The sequence below is a fragment of the Candidatus Enterococcus moelleringii genome, assembly GCF_017377575.1.
GTDB lineage: Bacteria > Bacillota > Bacilli > Lactobacillales > Enterococcaceae > Enterococcus_A > Enterococcus_A moelleringii.
Map to the genome: position 1 here is coordinate 302912 of NZ_JAFREM010000018.1, position 18725 is coordinate 321636.

Genomic DNA, 18725 nt, shown 5'->3' on the forward strand with positions numbered 1-18725 from the left:
GCTTTTGATTAAGTCAATAGTCGTAGTGTGTTTCAGCATATTCTTGGCAGCTGTTAATAGCTAACGTGAAGTTATGGGCTATTCCTTTTCTATGAGTTGCTACGATAAGTTATCTCGGATTTCTTCTATCTGTTCGACTGTCAGTCCAGTACCATCAGCAACTTGTTCTACCGAAAGGCCTATTTTTAAAAAATTCAATGCAATTTCAACTTTTTCAGCTCTAGCTTCCTCTTTAGCTTCTTCTATAGCCACCCTTACAGCCGTCGCGGTTACCGCATCATTAATCATCTTTGCCTTATTCATATCCATAATCAATTTCCTCCTGCTATTTCGTTAATAAGGAAATCATTTTTCTTAGGAAAAATGAGTCTAATCCTCACCACGCATACCATTCTACTATGTACTCGTTACGAAGCTTTGATATAAATCACTTGAATGTCTTCGAACTTTTAATGACTGCAAAAAGTAGAACTAGCATCCTCCAAAGAATAGAAATCAGTTTTCTTCTGAGCATCCTTCAAATAATCCGGGGCATCATCAGCTACTTCACCAGTTCTGAAAAACTGCTGCCAGTGATAGGCGGCACTGTTGTGATCAATATTCTTATTTACCAAACTGAAGAAGCAAATTACGATCAGGTCCTCACCTTGACTGGATCGCATAATCTCGTTGGTGTCCAAATCCACGACACCAAACCGTCTAGTCGCGGGCCCGTCTTTATCAAACAAATGAAAAGCAACAATATTAATTCCATAAGTCGGGCGCAGGGCCGAAAAATTATTGCTCTTGATGAAGTCTTCAATCTCCTGATTGCCTAGCGAACTTCGATAGGCCTCGCCTAAGTAAAAAATCGCCCGCTCAATAAAATAGTCGTGAGGCTGGACCTGCATCTCGATAGTCACGTGGCTGCCGTCTTCCGTTTCTGCTAAAATATCGACTTCCGTGCGCATCAATTCAGGATCAGCGTCAAAAGCTTTCTTGTAGCTGTCAATGTGATACGTCTCTCTTGGCGTTAGGGTCTTAAACTCCTTGCCCAAAATATCTCGGACAAAAGCCCTCAAAATGTGGGTAGAGTCCTTAGAACACATAATTTTTTTGAGCAACATATCTGACGTTGGTAAAATTTTTGGCGTGTTTTCCATTATCTTTTTCATCCTCTCGTTGATAGAGAAGATTTCACCATTAGTATACCACGGCAAACTATTCTCTATCAAAATTTGCTTTCAATTAAAGGTATGCAAAAGAAGAGAATTTTCTCGAAAAAAGTCCAATAATTTGAATGAATCGAAAAATTTGCTTGTTGCGGAGAATAGAGGAGGTGATATCCTATGAAATCAGGTTCTACAGCACCTCAGAATATGTAGTTTTCAAAGGTCGAATGTTCGCAAGTGAAAAAAGGGAGCCCCTAAATAGACCATTCTTACTCATAGAGAAGGTGCGGCGCGCACGCACCTTCAAAGCAGCATCGTTTAAGACGATGGCCGTGTGTGAGTAAGTGTGGTTATTGGTATCCGACTTGCCAGAGCAGCTCTGTCAGGCAGTGAGCGGCCAGCGGGGAAAACGTGAGGAGCACCAAGGGGGCAACAGGCACATCAGCTCCTGCGATGGCGATGTTCTTGGTTGTTTTTCCCGCTATTCGTCTTACTAATCCGACGGTGAGCGATTTGGCACAGCCGTTACTTCTTGTGGTGTCGGTCGATGGTGATCATCAAGCTGGCAAAGGCAATCGCCAAAGCCAACGCTTGATACACAGTCATGGCAAACGTTCCTTTCCTAGGATGAACATGTCGCATCCCTCCTTTAATAGAGTTCAGCCATCGCCATAAACACTGCTAGGTGTAAGCATCACCACCTTTACCCCACAAGATAGGGCCGCTAGTTAGCGTTTTTTCTTTTTCCCTTTTTTCGCTTTCTTCTTGTTGGCCTCATGGTAGGCTCGCAGTCGATCGACTTTTTCTTTGCGAGGATTGGTCGGTTTCTTGACTGCTAGGCTTTCTGCGACAGGTGTTTCAGGTTCGGCAGGTACTGTTTCAGCTGGATGCTCTACAGTATCAGCTTGAACAGGTTTTTCCGCAGCTTTTGTCAAAGAACCTAGGTTCACTACAGGATCTTTAGCAGAAGTAGCGACTGGGTTGACCAACGCTGTATCCAAGACCGCTTTTGCTTGGCTGTGGATGGCAGCTTTTTCTGGTACAAATTCCGCTGCAGGTGCCGCTGCGATTGTTTTTGGTGCGGTTTGACGCGCAGCTTCGACTACTGCAGGCTGTTCGGTTTTTTCTTCTGTTACTGCTGCTTTTGGTACTTCGATTGCTTCAACTTGTTTTGGCTCTTCGGCTAATTCAGAGACTTGGGTTGGTTCATCGGCAATAATAAGTGGCGCAAAAGCATTGTTAGGATCTGCCACATAAGTTTCAGCTTGTTGGCTTAGATCAAAGATTGGTGTTTCAATGGTTTCCACAAACTTAGCAGAAACGACTTTGTAAAATTGACGCACCCCATCTTTTTGGAACAGGTTCAAGGTGGTCATAGCTTCCAAAGCTGCCTTGATTTGATCGGCTGTTTTGTTTGGATCTGGATTGTTGTAAGACCAACGGTGATTTTTACCGGCGGCATTTTCAAATACAGTTGCTAGTTTTAACATGGTTTTTCTCTCCTTTGTTTAGTTAGTTTTTATTTTCAGGAACTCTCCGAGAGATCGAAGTCGGTTCCAGTAACAGGGACATTTGCTTCAACGACTTCCATTAAATCAGTGTGACTATGCTCAGGGGGAAAACATCTAGCTGTCATCATTTCCCACTCAGTTTCTTCAAAATACTCGCTAAAGAAGTAGAAATAGCGGCGCAAAGCACGATTGACGGTGGCTTTACTAAATAAATGGCGCACTAAATCTTTTAAAAATAGTTCGAAATCCTGTTCACCCAGCTGGTTCCGGATTTTCATAGCTAATAGCAGCTGGATGGTTACTGAACTATTTTGGGTTTCGTTATAATAGGCAGAAATTTGTTCTCTTAAGGTCTTGGCTTTAGAATGGAAGACCTGATATTGGGTAAATGGTAGATCAGTCATAATGTTTTTCCTCCTTGAGATTCCGCGGCGCTCAGGCCGCGGAAATAGTTTTTAGAATAGTTTTGTTTCTTGGACGGTCACGAATTCAGCACTCACGACAGAGGCGAATAGGCGGATGCCGTGCTTTTTAAATAGGTTCAATTCAGTAAGCTGCTCCATAGATGCTTTGACTTCAGCGGGAGTTTTACTAGTGTTTGGTTTGTCGTAGCTCCAGGTATGGATCTTGTCTTGCTCGTTTCTGAAGCGGACGACTAATTTCGTTTCTGGCATAGGCTTCTCCTTTACTCAACATTCTTAGTGACACGAGTTTGGTTAGTAACGATGACGCTATCTAACGTGCTTCCTTCTTGTCCAAGGTCTGCCATGACTTCGCCTAGTTTCACGATGTCTGCTTCGGCTGGGCTTGAGATGACATTGCTGAAGTTGACTTTCTTTTGTTTGTCTTCGCCTTCTTGTTCGATTAATACTTGTAATTTTGTTCCTAGCTGTTGAATCATTTACGATTCCTCCTAAAAAGTTTTTTTGTTCCGGCCGGTGACTAAAAGATAAACCAAAAAGATAAAAGAACAAAACGCCATTCTCTCCAAAGGCTATGAAAGTGTACGCTTTCATTTTGAGAAGGTTGATTTGATCGCACAGTAAAATTTACTAATGGAAAGTTTAAGGGGTGTTTGGAAACTATCAGTGTAACGAAAAGAAAGGGATGAAAACTCGTCATCACGGGGCTAATTGGGGAAAATGAGCCTTTTCCAAAAATCTAAATATAACAGCACCTGATCGTGAATGATCCAGATCTTCCAGAAAACGCAAAAAAATCCTACCAGGAAGGCTTCCTGATAGGAGTGCGGCTAATCATCCAATGTGTCAAAGTCCTTCTCACGCAGTGAACGAAACCATTGAAGGTGTTCCAACTGTTTGTAGCGATCGAAAAATCTTCCTGGTGTCAGCAGCCAGCGCTGCAAAAGTGCTTGTCTTTCCAGCAATCGACCAAAAGGGGTATCTGGTAAAGACACAAAATCCAACGGCAGTCCGGCTGTTCGTAAGACAGCAGAATAATCCTGACGGTAGGTGGCGAAGGTGTACACCGCCTTGCTGGCCAAACTAGTCAAGGACTTGCGATGGATCGGCAGCTCCAAAGAGAGTCCGCTAGTCAGTTCTACCAAACTGTCACTAGATTGTGCCTGCACGTTGACTATGCTTAAAGGATTAAGCCAAACAGAATTTTCCGGTGTTTCAATCGGAAACAAGCCAAAATGGGCATTCACAATTGGTATTTTCTTGGAAGGCAGTGCCGGCAATAATCGGCAGGTGTGTTTCATTAAGCGATAATCCATCATTCGATGCGTTTTAAAGAACTTCTGTACCATTGCCAAAGAACCTTCCTTTGTCAGATAGGGGATGTCATCCATTACTACAAGTGATCCTTCCCCGTTAGGCAACGGATAAACTAGGCTGATCTCTCCCAACTGAGAATACCTAAAATCCGCTGCCGAAGTTAAGATAGACTGCCAATCCTTCGACAGTATCGAACCTTTCAACATTTTACCCGCTAACACTACTTTTTCCATTTTCCTCATCTCCTCCCACTCAATCAGACGCTAAACAGCGCCGAGGAGGATTTTTGCCGCGCCAATTCCCACGAACATTCCAGGTGATACGGCGATAGATAATTCCCTGGAGACGATAACCACTGGGACAAAAGAAACGTATCTTGCAAACTAGCTCCGAAAAAAACTGCCGGAAGCCGAAAATAGTCCACTGGTGCCAGCTCTCTAGTTCCATTCCCTCGCCGAAGAGCCAGCTGGTAAGCTGCCTGACTAGCCAACTGAATGACCATTTCTTTACTGCCGGCAACTTCTAACCCTAAGCCGTTTGACAGTTGAATCCAACAGTTCTTTCCTTGCTTATACAGGTGATGGATCGTTAAAGGGTTTAACCAAATGGCATCATTTAGCTGAAATAAGGCGAATTCAGACAAAATTAGTGAAACCCGCCCGTCAGATAGCGTTTCCAAATCTGGACGAAGCAGACGATGTACCCGACAGTATTCTTCCAGGTATTTCAGCGGTGTCCGATTCGCCAGCACGATCCCCCAATCTCTCACTATCAGTGTCCCGAAACCAAATGGCAGCATCAATAATGCGGTTATATTATCTAGGCTATAAAATTGATGCCGACTGGCAACGTCCTTCAACAGAAGCCAATCTTCTGCTAAGCGAATTTTTCTAAATGCGATTGCTTTAAATATATAATGTTTTGATAAATGGAGCATCATATACACTTCCTTTATTATTTTTTTCTTTATCATAACTGACAATGGATATTTTTGGAAGAGGAAATATTTATTATATAACGAACGTTATTCTGTTGGTAATTAGCTGTACAAGTAATATAAATAACTAAACGTAAATGTAAATTGTAATAAGTAGTTGTTATTATCCCGAATTTAGTGTTACAAAGTTGTGAAATCTGGAAGAGAGGAGGAAAAAGAGGGAGAAGTAAAGATTGATCAATTCGCGTAGAACGCAGGTTTGGTATTATTGTAAACCATCACTGAAAATGATTTGAAAGAAAAGGGGCACAAAGACGTAGTGGGAAATTCAGTAAATAAGCCCAAGTGATTTAATACACAATAGCTATTTGGAGATTTTTTCTTAAAGATTTGCTTGATGAATAAAGGGAGGGATGTTATTAAAAAACGAGTTAATCCTGGATAGAATAAATTCATTTAAGTCGTTAGTGACCAGAAACCCTTATTTAAAATTTGGATATTTACCAGATTTGAAGGGAAGAAACCCCTTAGAATTAGTTGACCTCATCAGAATCGTCCTGATTTCAATCATAAAGTGCCAGAAAATTCTCAATCTTTTTAAAATAACGAGTGTTATCTAACGGTGGTTCAATAGGGACGGATTGGTTTATAATTTTATTTTTTATTTTTTGCTTTAAAATTGTTATCCTGGTGATTTGAAGAACTTGAGAGGGATAAAGTGCGCTACAACGGTCTTTTCCTAGTCTTCCCCCAAGATTCTTAACTACTTATCCCCGTGAAACATTACGTGAAACAACTTTTGTGGGAGGGAGAAAAGACGATCCATTCTACTCTTGTACATGAATTTTTTACTGTTGATTCGGGATTAAAGAGTTGGGTTTGTTTGCGATCGTGAGAGACAAAAACAAGAAGAATAGGCTGGAATATGATCGGTATAAGGACATAAGGAACAAATCCTTCTCTAGGGTACTTGTTGCGAACGCCACATCCTTCTGCAAGAATAAACAGCTTTCCCCCACAGATCTATCAGTCCAGCAAGACGATAAAATGACAAAAAAATAGCTAGCCGGGGGGACCGACTAGCAAGGAGTTAAATGTTGAAAAGGTGTTACGGTTCTAAGGTATCTCTATTATACCATAAGCGGTGGGTATTTTTGAATACTTAGCTAGAACAAATCAGCAAGATAGTCGACATATACTAGATTTGGAAAAAACTAAGCACAAGTCCTTCAGAAGCGTCTGTGAGACTTCATCGTTCGGGTTAGATAAAACTAGGCAATTGAGACTGTCAGTTATCAAGAAAAAGCAAATGACTGTTATATAATTTGCCTATGCAAGAAAGAAAATGGATGTATATCGTTATTTTAAAACGAACGGGCTACTTTGAAAAAATCCGCATAAAGTTCCCTTTTTAGCGAAATAATTGCTTGAAGGAACAATATGCACCGAGTTAGCGCTTCCCTTTTGCGAAAATGAAAACTACCCCTCTCCCAAAAGTCAAGTACAAATTCCACCCGTTTTATACAGATTACAACATTTGAGTATACAGATTACAACATTAGGCCCAAAAAGACAGCGAAATCTAGTATAATTAAGGGAGAAGCAAAAAAATAATTGATTATTATTGCCGCAAATCTGCTGGTTGGATTGATCCTTTTGATAAGTCTGTCTGCATGTGAGAATAGTTCATCGGTTATTGTTTATTTTATTTATTGGGAATTATTGAGATATTCGTTATTTATTATAGGCTTTTTCAAGAGGTAAGCAGCTAGTTTTCGAAACAGACACTACGATAAACATTAGGAAACCGTGGAGTAAAGGATTCAAGCCTTGAACTTAGCGGTCGCGTAGTGCGGCAGAGTGCCGATGCGATTCTTTGTTGGGGTGGATTTAAGACAGAGCTGAGAAGGATTATGTATTAAGTTTCGAAGGACGCGTCTTGTTAGGCTGTGCTAGTTAGGCATCAGAGACGGATGTTTGATTGTTTGGAAAATTAAGGAGTGAAGAATAAGATGAATAAGCAGAAATGGGCCACGTTGAGTATCCTGGGGATTTTGCTGCATCAGTAGTGTCTGCCGATCCGGCGAGTCATGGTGGAAGAACAAGCACCGCCGGACACGGAAAGGCCGGGGCGTAATTAGAATCACTGACAGATCAGCTATCATTTGGAATGATCGACAGTCTATCGCAAAAATAAGACGATACGAAGCGACAACTGTTCAGGTACTAGTGAACAATTAAGAGGGGGAAACGCAATGAAAAGGAGTAATGAAGATACAAAGGTTCATCTGGGGAAACAAAAACACCATTTTTCTAAAAAGAAGTTTAATAAGCAGCTGATTAGTGTGACCAGTACGGCTCTGCTTTTATTCAGCAACTATGGGTTGTTCCCGTTACAAGTATTGGCAGAAGAACAAGCACCGGTGGATACCCAAGAGATTGAAACCCAATTAGGCACGTTAACCGATGAATTGCCGGTTGAACCAGCGACGACACAAGAGGCACCAGTACGCAGCATTACCTACTATTGGAATGACGGCACCGATCAATCAGAAATCAGTGAAGACACCATTCAGGCGAAACCAGCGGAAGCCATGATCCGTGACGGCTACACCTTCCAAGCATGGAATACACAGCCAGATGGTCAAGGTGATAGCTACCAGTCAGAGGGAGCGCTACCAGAAAGTGTCACGGAGCTGTATGCTGTTTGGGAGGAAATAGAAGTCGTGGACTATTCTGAGCCGGAAGAATCAGCCAATGTGAAACCAGCACAGACCGATGAATCCGCAGCTGAGTCAAGCGAAGAACCAGTGGCCGCTGCTAAGGCGACCCCTCGTTCACAGCCGGTGGACAGCTTGACGGATGACACATCAATGTGGGAAACAGAATCGATAATGGGCGAAGATGACCGGCTCAAGATTACTGGGTATACCGGTAGTGCGGAGCAAATCAAAATCCCATCCGTAATTGATGGAAAAGCAGTCGAGATAGATCTGAAGGGTGTTCTAGGGAACAGACTTAGAGAAGTCGAACATTTTGCTATTTTACCAGCAGGAATTTCTGGGAAACCAGTGAGACTGACTGGGACGTTTAGTGAATTATTTAGGGGGAATACCGCTCTCTTAACAGCTGAATTTAGCGATGCAGATGCTACAATTATCGAGACGGGGTTTAGAATGTTTAGTGATTGTCAAAATCTGCGATCTGTGGGTATATCAGAACTTAAAACAGAGCAATTAGCTAGTATGGCGATCATGTTTGGTAGATGCAGTAACTTAACTACGATAAGCTTTGGACAGCTGAATACAAAAAATGTCAAGGATATGAGCTTCTTATTTGCCGGTTGCACCAATTTATCTAGTATCAGTTGGGGGAATTTTAATACAGAAAATGTGCGAACTATGCAGGAGATGTTTGGGATATGCTCAAATTTGTCAACGTTAGACTTGACTCATTTTGATACAAGCAACGTGATAGACATGAGTGGTATGTTTTTTTCTTGTAGCGGCCTAACAAGCTTGGACCTGAGTACATTAGATACAAGCCAGGTGACGAACATGAGTAGTATGTTTTGTGATTGTATGGTTCTGACAAGCTTGGACCTGAGTACATTAGATACAAGCAAGGTGACGAACATGAGTAGTATGTTTGAAAGATGCGGAGCTTTAACAAGCTTGGACCTGAGTAGTAGCTTCGACACAAGCCAGGTGACAAACATGAGTAGTATGTTTGAAAGATGCGGAGCTTTAACAAGCTTGGACCTGAGTAGTAGCTTCGACACAAGCCAGGTGACAAACATGAATAGTATGTTTGAAAGATGCGGAGCTTTAACAAGCTTGGACCTGAGTACATTAGATACAAGCAAGGTGACAGTTATGAGTTATATGTTTTATGAATGTATGGTTCTGACAAGCTTGGACCTGAGTAGTAGCTTCGACACAAGCCAGGTGACAAACATGAATAGTATGTTTTTTTCTTGTAGCGGCCTAACAAGCTTGGACCTGAGTAGGTTCGATACAAATAAGGTGACAGACATGCGTCAGATGTTTGCTCTTTGCGGTAAGTTAAGAGAGTTAACAATCTCAACTGAATTCGAGTTATCAACAAATACTTTTTTACGTGGCTTGCCTGATCCTGGTACCGCAGGCAGCAAGAACTATTGGGTAAAAGACGGCAATCATTCTGACCCGGCAAGTAATCCAGATATCTATGAAACAACTGCCGAGTTTATTGAGAAACACAATGGGATAACAGTTACTGGCGTGCATACCTATACCATCGACACGGTGCATGATGTGACGTTTGACCTAGCTGGCGGCAGCGGTTCGGTTTCAACACAGAGAATTTTCGACGGCAAGATGGCAACCGATCCTCAGTATACTGAATCAACCCCAGGGCGAATCTTCGATGGCTGGATAAACAAAGCAGACAATACCCGCTTTGATTTTGCTACTACAGTGATCGAAAAACCGATCGAGTTGCAAGCGAAATGGTTATATGAAGACAGCGACTGGATTTACGAAAAAATGGATACAGGCATATCCAAAATTATAAGATACAAAGGTACCAATAAAGCCGACATCACCGTTCCATCAGAATTAGGCGGCCTACCAGTAGAGATCGACTTGAAAGCAGTGCTGGGGGATATACTTGGTAAGACTGTAGTGAATTTTGAAATTCAGCCAGCAACCATCACAGGCAAACCGGTAAAGTTAACCGGGACGTTTAATGGGTTGTTTGAGAATCGTCAACCGGATGGAGGTGTTATAGCAAACACTACACTTCAATCAGTAACATTCAATGACGCAGATGCTAGTCAGATAGAAAACATGAGTAAAATGTTTTATGTTTGTGCAGCAATAACAGAGTTAGACTTGTCTAACTTCAAGACAGAAAAAGTTAACAATATGGCTTACATGTTTATGGATTGCCATAAGCTAAAGAGCATAACATTTTCAAAAGATTTCAAAACTGAGAATGTTCAAGATATGTCTTCTATGTTCTACAATTGCAGCAACTTAACAGAATTGAATCTGTCAAGTTTTAACACAGCAAATGTTCGAAATATGGATGCTATGTTCTCCTATTGCAGCAACTTAAAAGAATTGAACCTGTCAAGTTTTGAGACAGCAAATGTTCAAAGTATGTTCGCTATGTTTCAAAACTGTACCAGTTTAACAGAATTGAACCTGTCAAGTTTTAACACAGCAAATGTTCAAAGTATGTTCGCTATGTTTCAAAACTGTACCAGTTTAACAGAATTGAACCTGTCAAGTTTTAACACAGCAAATGTTCAAGATATGATGTCTATGTTTAACGGATGCAGCAACTTAACAGAATTGAACCTGTCAAGTTTTAACACAGCAAATGTTGAAATTATGTTATCTATGTTTGAAGCCTGCAGCAGTTTAACAGAATTGAACCTGTCCAATTTTGACACAACAAAGGTTAGAATGGGTGGTATGTTTTATGAGTGCAACAAACTGACCACCCTAAATCTCTCATCGAAGTTCGAGTTTAAATGGGACCACTATCTTCGTGACTTACCAGCTGCAGAAGACAGTGGAAAAACTAACTACTACTGGGTGAAGGATGGAAATCTGGCTGAGGCAACGAATAATCCTGATGCCTATGCCAATACTGGTAAGTTCGCTGAGGAACACAATAAATTGAATGAGAATCCTCAAAAAACGGCTCATGAATACAAGATTGAGAAAGCCCATAAGGTTACATTCGACATCGCTGGAGGCATCGATGCGCCTGAGACATTAAAAGTATTTCACAATCAAAAAGCCCAAATACCTGATTACCAAGGGACGAAAAAATACTATCACTTGGAAGGCTGGAAAAAGGACGGTGTTCTCTTTGATTTCAATCAAGAGATTACAAGTCCGCTGGATTTAATCGCAAGCTGGAAAATCAATCAATACAAAGTTGTGTTTGATAAAAATGATGGAACAGGAAGCATGGCAGCTCAAGAAATGAACTGTGAAAATGAAGAACCGTTAAAGGACAATGCCTTCACTCGAACAGGTTACGTCTTTAGCCATTGGAATACGAAAAAAGACGACACAGGCACTGAGTATAAGAATAAAGCCAGTGTGAAAAACCTGTCCGATACTCACGAAGCAGAGGTCACTCTCTATGCCCAGTGGAAACTAGACAGCAATCTGGTAGAAGCCGAGATCAAGAAACAAGAACCAACGAAAGTTTACGATGGAAGCCTGGATCACGAATTTATCGTTGATGTGACCAGTCTGACAAATGAAGCGGCTCCTGTAAAGTTGAAGGTCACAGGTAAATTTGCCAGCAAGGATGCCAAGACGCAAGCCTTCACTGTAGAAAGCTGGGCAGTTGAAGAAGGCGACGCTGCAATTGATCCATTGGCATCACCTTTTGAAATAGAAAAAGGTAAAATTACTCCACTACCGATCACTAAGGAACAGTTAACCTTTGACGAAGATTCAAAAACCAAAGTATATAACGCTTCCGAAGCCAGCAACCTAGCAGCCGTAATCAAGGACAATGTGCTGATTGGTCAAGACAAGGCCGCGATAAAAATCAGTGCAGAGTATAACGATAAAAATGCAGGAGACAATAAGCCGATCACCTATAACTGGGAATTAACCGGTGACCAAAAAGGGAATTATAGTCTACCGGAAAAGGAAAGTATCTCTGGTAAGATTACTCAGAAATCTATCACTGCTAATTGGACCGCAGAGGATCGTCCGTACAATGGGACAACGGCAGCTACTGTCAAGGGTACGCTTAATGATGTTGAACCAGGCGATCAGTTGACTGTTAGTGGTACAGGGGGCTTTGTTGATAAGAATGTTGAAGCAAATAAAAATGTAACTATCTCTGGAATCACGTTGGAGGGTGCGGACAAAGACAATTATAAAATTTCCGAACTTGCTGAAGCAACAGCGACTATCTCGAAATATCAAATCAAAGCCAATCAAGTTACCTTTGAAAATACCGATAAACCATTTGACCGAACAGACGATGCCTCTCAGTTAACGGCAACGTTTAACAACGAGCTTCCATTTGAAAGAGATGAGCTTGCTGTTCAGATTACAAACGCAAAGTATGATAACCAGAATATCGGTACAGCTATTCCAATTAATTACGATTGGGAGTTGGCTGGTGCAGATGCGGCGAACTACAAGCTGCCTGCAAAACCAGACGTAACCGGAGCCATTACCGATGCGGTCCTTACCCGTGAAGCAGTAATTGATCGGATTAATCAGGAAACCGCAACGAAGCCGTACGATGGGGATAAGAATCATGAGTTTACCATTAATATTACAGACTTAGCACAACGAAGAACCCGCACCGAAACTACAATCATGCTGAAGGTGACAGGGGAATTTGTTCAGGAGACAGCCGGAGACCACGACTTCACAGTAACCGGCTGGGAAGTGACTTCTGGAAATGCCGCGCTGCCTAGCTTGGATGCACCCTTCTCTATTAACGGGTCGATTACTAAGAAGGCAATCACTGCTAAATGGAATACACCAACCAAGATTTATAATGGTGAAACCGAAGTCGAAGTAACCGGAACACTGCAAGGGTTAGTCGGTACTGACGTGGTGACCATCACCTCCGAAGCGAATTTCGCAGATGCCAATGTAGAGGACAACAAAGCAATAACCATCAGCGAAGTTAGATTAACCGGTGCAGATGCTGGTAACTATTCAATAGAACCAATCGGCAGTACAAAAGGAACGATTGATCCTTATGTATTGCAAGAAGATCAAATTGAATTCAGCGAACTCAACAGAGAGTACAATCAGAAATTTGATAGTCTTCTTAAAGCGACAATCAAAAATGAGGTATTGTTTGGCTCAGACCAGGTAGTTATTGAAATTAGCGAGGCGAAATTTACCAGCAATCAAGCAGGAACTGGCAATGCCATCAGCTACGAATGGAAGCTGACAGGTGCTCAAAGTACCAACTACCGATTGCCGGACAAAAAAGCAGTTGTGAAGGGCGAGATTACGAAGAAGCCGATCACTGCTGAATGGGACGAGACGACCAAAATCTACGACGGTGAAAAAACGGCTGAGGTAACAAGCACGTTGAAGGATGTAATTCCTGGCGACGTTGTCGGCATCACCTTCAACGCAAACTTTGAGGATGCTAATGCAGCTGAAGACAAGGATATTGAGATTGCCGGAATTACTTTAAATGGCAAGGATGGAGGCAACTACTCGATAGTTGCCCGTGCCAAAACGACTGGAAACATCCAACCATATGCGCTGACCCATGACCAAATCGAATTTAGTAAACTTACCAAAGAGTACGACAAGTCTAAAGCTAGTTTGCTGGAGGCAACCTTTAAAGAAAACGTACTGTTTGGCGAAGACGAGGCAGCTATTGAGTTTACTAAGGCGGAATACGCTGATGACCAGGTTGGAACCGGCAAAACCATCAACTTTGAGTGGACGTTAACTGGTAAGCAGGGTGTCAACTATCGTTTGCCAGATAAAAAATCTGTTGAAACAGGTAAGATTACGAAGCGGGCCCTTTCTGTCAAATGGAGTAACCCAACCAAAATTTACGATGGCGAAAAAACCGCCGATGTGACTGGTACTTTAGAAAATGTCGTTGATAAGGACGATGTAGGGATCACTTTCGATGCTAACTTTGCGAATGAGGACGCAGGTGAAGGTAAGACAGTCGAGATTGCTGGAATTACCTTAACTGGAGACGATGCGAAAAATTATTCAATTGATGAAAGTGGCAGCACAAAAGGAACGATTACTAAAAAAGGCTTGAAAGCTACTTGGTCGGCAGATGATAAAGTTTACGACGGTAAGATGGACGTCGTTGTTACAGGAACTTTAGATGGAGCACTTGTTGAAGAAGCAAGCGACGTGAGTATTAGCGGCACTGGATCATTTGAAGACAAAGATGTTGAGGAAAACAAACCGGTGAAGATTTCCGCTATCAAGCTAACCGGTTCCGCTGCTAAGAATTATGAAGTGACCGAAACGGTAGATGCAACTGCAACGATTTCTGCGTATCAAATTAAGGAAGGTCAAATTAATTTTGACAATCTGAACAAACCATTTGATACCACCGATTCGGCAGTGCAAATCACTGCGAAATTGCCAGCAGAAGCACCATTTAAGGCAGATGATGTAGAGGTAGCGCTAACCGATGCTGTCTATGGGCAAAAAAATATTGGTAAGGATATCGCAATCACTTATAACTGGGATTTGACTGGTGAAGATGCGAAGAATTATAAATTACCGGAAGAACAAAAAGTTTTGCGCGGGGATATTACTGAAGCGGTGATGACCGAAAAAGCCGTGATTGATCAGATCAAGAAGGCAGATGCACCAACGAAGGTCTACAATGGCAAAGTGGATCACACCTATACCGTTGATATCACGGATGCCGCTAAAAAGAAAACGCGAGCTGCAACGAGGATTGAATTAGAAGTAACCGGCGAATTTGCCGAGCCAGCTGCAGGGGATCGAGAATTTACTGTTACCAGCTGGAAAGTGACTTCAGGAAATGCGGAGCTGCTTGCTTTAACAGATTCTTTTACAATAGAAGGAAAAATTAGTCCTCTAGCCATCACTGCGGAATGGAATGAACCTGAGAAGACGTATGACGGGGAAACCGATGTTAAAGTTGCGGGCACGCCAAAAGGCTTAATTGGTAAAGACGAGGTTACAATTACCTCAAAGGCGACCTTTGACAATGCTAACGTAGGTGCAGGTAAAGCAATTGGCATCACGGATGTTGCCTTGGCTGGTAAAGACGGAGCCAATTACTCGATTGCTGAAACAACTGGAACGACCAAGGGCACGATCACGGCCTATGAGCTGCAAGAAAACGAAATTGAATTTACTGGACTGACTAAAGAGTATGACAATAAAGTGGATAGCACACTGAAAGCTGCGATTAAGGACAAAGTATTGTTTGGGAAAGACAAAGTTGCTATTCAAATCAGCGGTGCAGAATTCGCCGATGAAAAAGCTGGTAAAGACAAAGTTATCCGTTACAGCTGGACGCTAACTGGTGAACAAAGCGGGAACTACAAGTTGCTGGATGAAGTAGATGTATTCGGTGAAATTACACCAGCAGCTCTCACTGCCGAGTGGACCGCTGAAGACAAAGTTTACGATGGTACGACGGATGCGGCTGTTACTGGTAAATTGACTGGAATGATCCCTGATGATCAAGTGACTGTCAAAGGCACTGGAGAATTTGAAGATAAAAACAGTGGACCAGACAAGAAGGTAAATGTTAACGCGATTCAGTTGGAAGGTGCCGATGCTGGTAACTATACTGTTTCCGAATCTGGTGAAGCAAAAGCCGAAATTACCGCTTATCAAATTACTGAAGATCAAATCACCTTTGAAAATCTGAACAAACCATTTGATACTACCGATTCGGCGGCGCAAGTAACTGCGAGCTTGCCAGAGAAAGCACCGTTTGCGGCCGATGATCTCAGTGTAGCTCTAACGGATGCAGTCTACGCTCAATCAGATATTGGTGAGGAAATTGGTATCACTTATAACTGGGATTTAGCCGGTGAAGATGCGCAGAACTATCGCTTGCCAGAAGATAAAATTGTCTTGCAAGGAAATATTACTGAAGCGGTAATGACGGAAGACGCAGTGATGGAACAGATCAAGAAGGAACGGCCTAGTCGAGTATACGATGGCACGAAAGGTCATGTGTTCACCGTAAATATTACGGAAGCAGCTCAAAGGAAGACCAGGGACGCAACTCAGATTATGTTGGAAGTAACTGGCGAATTCGTCCAAGCTTCGGCAGGTGAACAAGGCTTCAATGTTACTAGCTGGAGAGTTACTTCAGGTAATGCTCAACTGCCAGATTTAACCGAGCCTTTCCAAATACCTGGGGAGATTCAACAAAGAGCCATCACGGTGAACTGGAGTGCGGAAGATAAAGTTTACGATGGATCAAAAGTTGCGAAACTGATTGCAGCCTGTGATGATATCTTGGGCGAAGACGAAGTATCATTCGAAGCCATCGGGAATTACGACGACAAAAATTGCGGCAGCCATGAAGTTCGTTTGGATGCGACAAGTGTTCAGTTGTCCGGTGCACATGCAGGTAATTATATAGTAGAAACGCAAAATGATACCTGTAACATCGAGATTACGCCGCGACCGGCGACAGTTGAGTGGCAAGTGGCAGATAAAGTGTACGATGCGAAACCTGATGCGACAGTAACTGGTACTTTGAGCAATCTTGTACCTGATGATGAGGTAGTTTTAGCAACTACCGCTCAGTTTGTCGATAAGAACGTCGGTGACGACAAGCCTGTTCACGTGAATACGCCAGCTATCAGCGGTGCAGATCATCAGAACTATACGATCACAGCACCAACTGAAGCTACCGCAACCATCAGTCCTTACGATATTCAGCTGGGTCAAATCAGTTTTGCTCAAACGGTTAAAGCCTTCGATACAAGTGCGGATGCTAAACTAACCGCTCGACTGATTGGATTGCCATTAGAACAAGATGATTTGCGAATCGACATTACGGATGCTCGTTATCCAGACAGCGACATTGGTGAAAACAAAGCGATTAGCTACAATTGGAAATTGGCCGGCGCGGATGAAGCCAATTACCGCTTGCCTGAGAAACCATCAGTAACCGGTGCAATTGCTAATCCGACTGTCGATGACGATACACAAGCTAGAATCATTGAATTATTGAAGCAACAGACACCAGAGAAGGTTTACGATGGAAATTCAGTGCATCAATTTGAGTTAGATATTACCAGCGCCTTCGGTGAACCAACCAGACGTGCCACAACGCCGACTCAAATTCTGTTGAATGTGACCGGAACCTTTGAACAATCCGATGCAGGTGAACAAAGCTTCAATGTGACGGATTGGAACATCACCAGTAACAATGCCGTGATCGGTGAACTTCCAGCAGGGATTGTATTGGAAGGTTCGATTACCAAACGCGCGGCGACCATTCGTTGGACAGCAGCTGATAAAGTTTACGATGGAACAACTACCGCTGCCGTTCAAGCAAGCGTTAATGGATTAGTGACTGGTGATCAAGTGACCGTAACGGGTACTGGCGCATTTGTTGATAAGAATGCCGGAGCAAACAAAGCTGTGACGATTACCAGCAGTGAAGTTACTGGCGACGCCGCGGTGAACTATGAATTTGCGACACCGGAGATTGGTATTACCGCTAATATCCAACAAAAGGGTGTAACGATTAGCGGAGTAAAAGCCGTTAACCGTCGAGCGAACGATAGTCGTTTAGTTGAGTTGCTAGGAACCGATGCTTCACTGGCAGGTGTATTACCAGCAGATCAAAAAGCAGTCAGCTTTGACTTAGGCCAAGGAACTATGGCTGATGCCGCAGCTGGAAACGGCAAAGCAGTCACCACCAATATTCAACTGACTGGCGACGAGGCAGGCAACTACGTCTTGACTCAGCCAACTGATTTGACGGTAGATATTTCCAAGAAGAAAGTCACGGTGACGATCGTCGATGAAAATGGCAACAAGCAAGAAGTCGAGCTGGAAGAAGGGGCGAAGCTTCCGAGACCGAAAGATCCGGTGAAGGACGGCTTTACCTTTGAGGGCTGGTACGTGGATGAAGCTCTAACACAGCCATTCGATTTCGATCAGCCGATTACTGGAAATGTAACGCTGTATCCAAAATGGAGCAGAAATGTACCGACCGCTACTACGACCAATCGGAATATAGCCACACCAAGAGTGGTGACAAGTACTGGAAATACCACCACTTCTGCAAGTGGGAAATCCTTGCCAAGCACAGGGGATTCCCTCAACAATATGTGGTCAATGTTGGGACTAGGCGCGATTGCTTCGGCGATTGCTGCTTGGAAGAAACGTAAAGGATAATGTACTGCAAACCGATGAGAAAGAAATGGCGTTTTACCTGATTCTTGGTCTTGCGCTGATCGGATTTGCGATTTCAGCTTAGAAGAAGAATCGCGACACAACGAAGCAAGTCGTCCATTCTTACGTTGAAACACTAAAATACAGCCATTCTTGGCAGCTGTCTGATTCGACAGTCGCTAAGAGTGGCTGTATTTTTTCTTGGATGTTCAAATTTAGCTGTTTTGCAGTTCTTTTATTTGTTCGACGGTCAATCCAGTGCAATTTGCACTTAAGTCAGAGGTCAAGGCTAACCAATGCTTGAACCACGCGGTAACCAGTCCAACAATGATCGATGCTACGATATACTGCACACATCATCCTCCCCTTCAATCGGACGGATCATGATCCTGACGATTGGTTTACTACATACCGACGCTAATCTTTGATCAAACTAGCGAATCTTGTGGGCAGATTAATCCAGGTTTTTCTTCTGTCGTTCCTCGGTTTTCCGTTGCGTCCTGCGC

Annotated in this window: 10 protein-coding genes; 1 reads left to right on the forward strand and 9 read right to left on the reverse strand. The window is 42.8% G+C overall.

The features are described from left to right. Nucleotides 1–99 precede the first annotated feature (99 nt). From JZO70_RS12605 to JZO70_RS12640, 8 genes are all read right to left on the reverse strand, one after another. Nucleotides 100–309, reverse strand: a complete 210-nt coding sequence (locus tag JZO70_RS12605; protein ID WP_242703911.1) for a hypothetical protein — start codon at nucleotides 307–309, stop codon at nucleotides 100–102. A 140-nt stretch (nucleotides 310–449) separates the two neighbouring features. Next, the gene (locus tag JZO70_RS12610; protein WP_207673924.1) at nucleotides 450–1142 is read right to left on the reverse strand and encodes an Rpn family recombination-promoting nuclease/putative transposase; all 693 of its coding nucleotides are present in this window, start codon (nucleotides 1140–1142) and stop codon (nucleotides 450–452) included. Nucleotides 1143–1879: 737 nt separating this feature from the next. Next, nucleotides 1880–2641 carry a DUF2922 domain-containing protein gene (locus JZO70_RS12615; protein WP_207673925.1) on the reverse strand — a complete coding sequence of 254 codons (762 nt, stop codon included), beginning with the start codon at nucleotides 2639–2641 and terminating at the stop codon, nucleotides 1880–1882. A gap of 35 nt (nucleotides 2642–2676) precedes the next feature. Then, nucleotides 2677–3066: a hypothetical protein gene (locus JZO70_RS12620; RefSeq protein ID WP_207673926.1), complete on the reverse strand. Its 390-nt coding sequence runs from the start codon at nucleotides 3064–3066 to the stop codon at nucleotides 2677–2679. A gap of 51 nt (nucleotides 3067–3117) precedes the next feature. Then, the gene (locus JZO70_RS12625) at nucleotides 3118–3336 is read right to left on the reverse strand and encodes a DUF2922 domain-containing protein (protein WP_207673927.1); all 219 of its coding nucleotides are present in this window, start codon (nucleotides 3334–3336) and stop codon (nucleotides 3118–3120) included. Nucleotides 3337–3347: 11 nt separating this feature from the next. Further along, on the reverse strand, nucleotides 3348–3563 hold the full coding sequence (locus tag JZO70_RS12630; protein ID WP_207673928.1) for a DUF1659 domain-containing protein: 216 nt from the start codon (nucleotides 3561–3563) through the stop codon (nucleotides 3348–3350). Nucleotides 3564–3914: 351 nt separating this feature from the next. Then, a complete protein-coding gene (locus JZO70_RS12635) occupies nucleotides 3915–4634 on the reverse strand; it encodes a hypothetical protein (protein ID WP_242703912.1) in 720 nt (239 codons plus the stop codon). A 23-nt stretch (nucleotides 4635–4657) separates the two neighbouring features. Then, nucleotides 4658–5341: a hypothetical protein gene (locus tag JZO70_RS12640; protein ID WP_207673930.1), complete on the reverse strand. Its 684-nt coding sequence runs from the start codon at nucleotides 5339–5341 to the stop codon at nucleotides 4658–4660. Nucleotides 5342–7593: 2252 nt separating this feature from the next. On the opposite strand from JZO70_RS12640, the gene JZO70_RS12645 reads away from it, so the two are divergent. Further along, nucleotides 7594–18222 carry a YDG domain-containing protein gene (locus tag JZO70_RS12645; RefSeq protein ID WP_207673931.1) on the forward strand — a complete coding sequence of 3543 codons (10629 nt, stop codon included), beginning with the start codon at nucleotides 7594–7596 and terminating at the stop codon, nucleotides 18220–18222. 212 nt (nucleotides 18223–18434) lie between these two features. On the opposite strand, the gene JZO70_RS12650 is transcribed toward JZO70_RS12645, so the two are convergent. Continuing rightward, nucleotides 18435–18572 (reverse strand): type I toxin-antitoxin system Fst family toxin, encoded by a 138-nt coding sequence (locus JZO70_RS12650; protein WP_207673932.1) that lies wholly within the window; start codon nucleotides 18570–18572, stop codon nucleotides 18435–18437. Nucleotides 18573–18725: the final 153 nt, after the last annotated feature.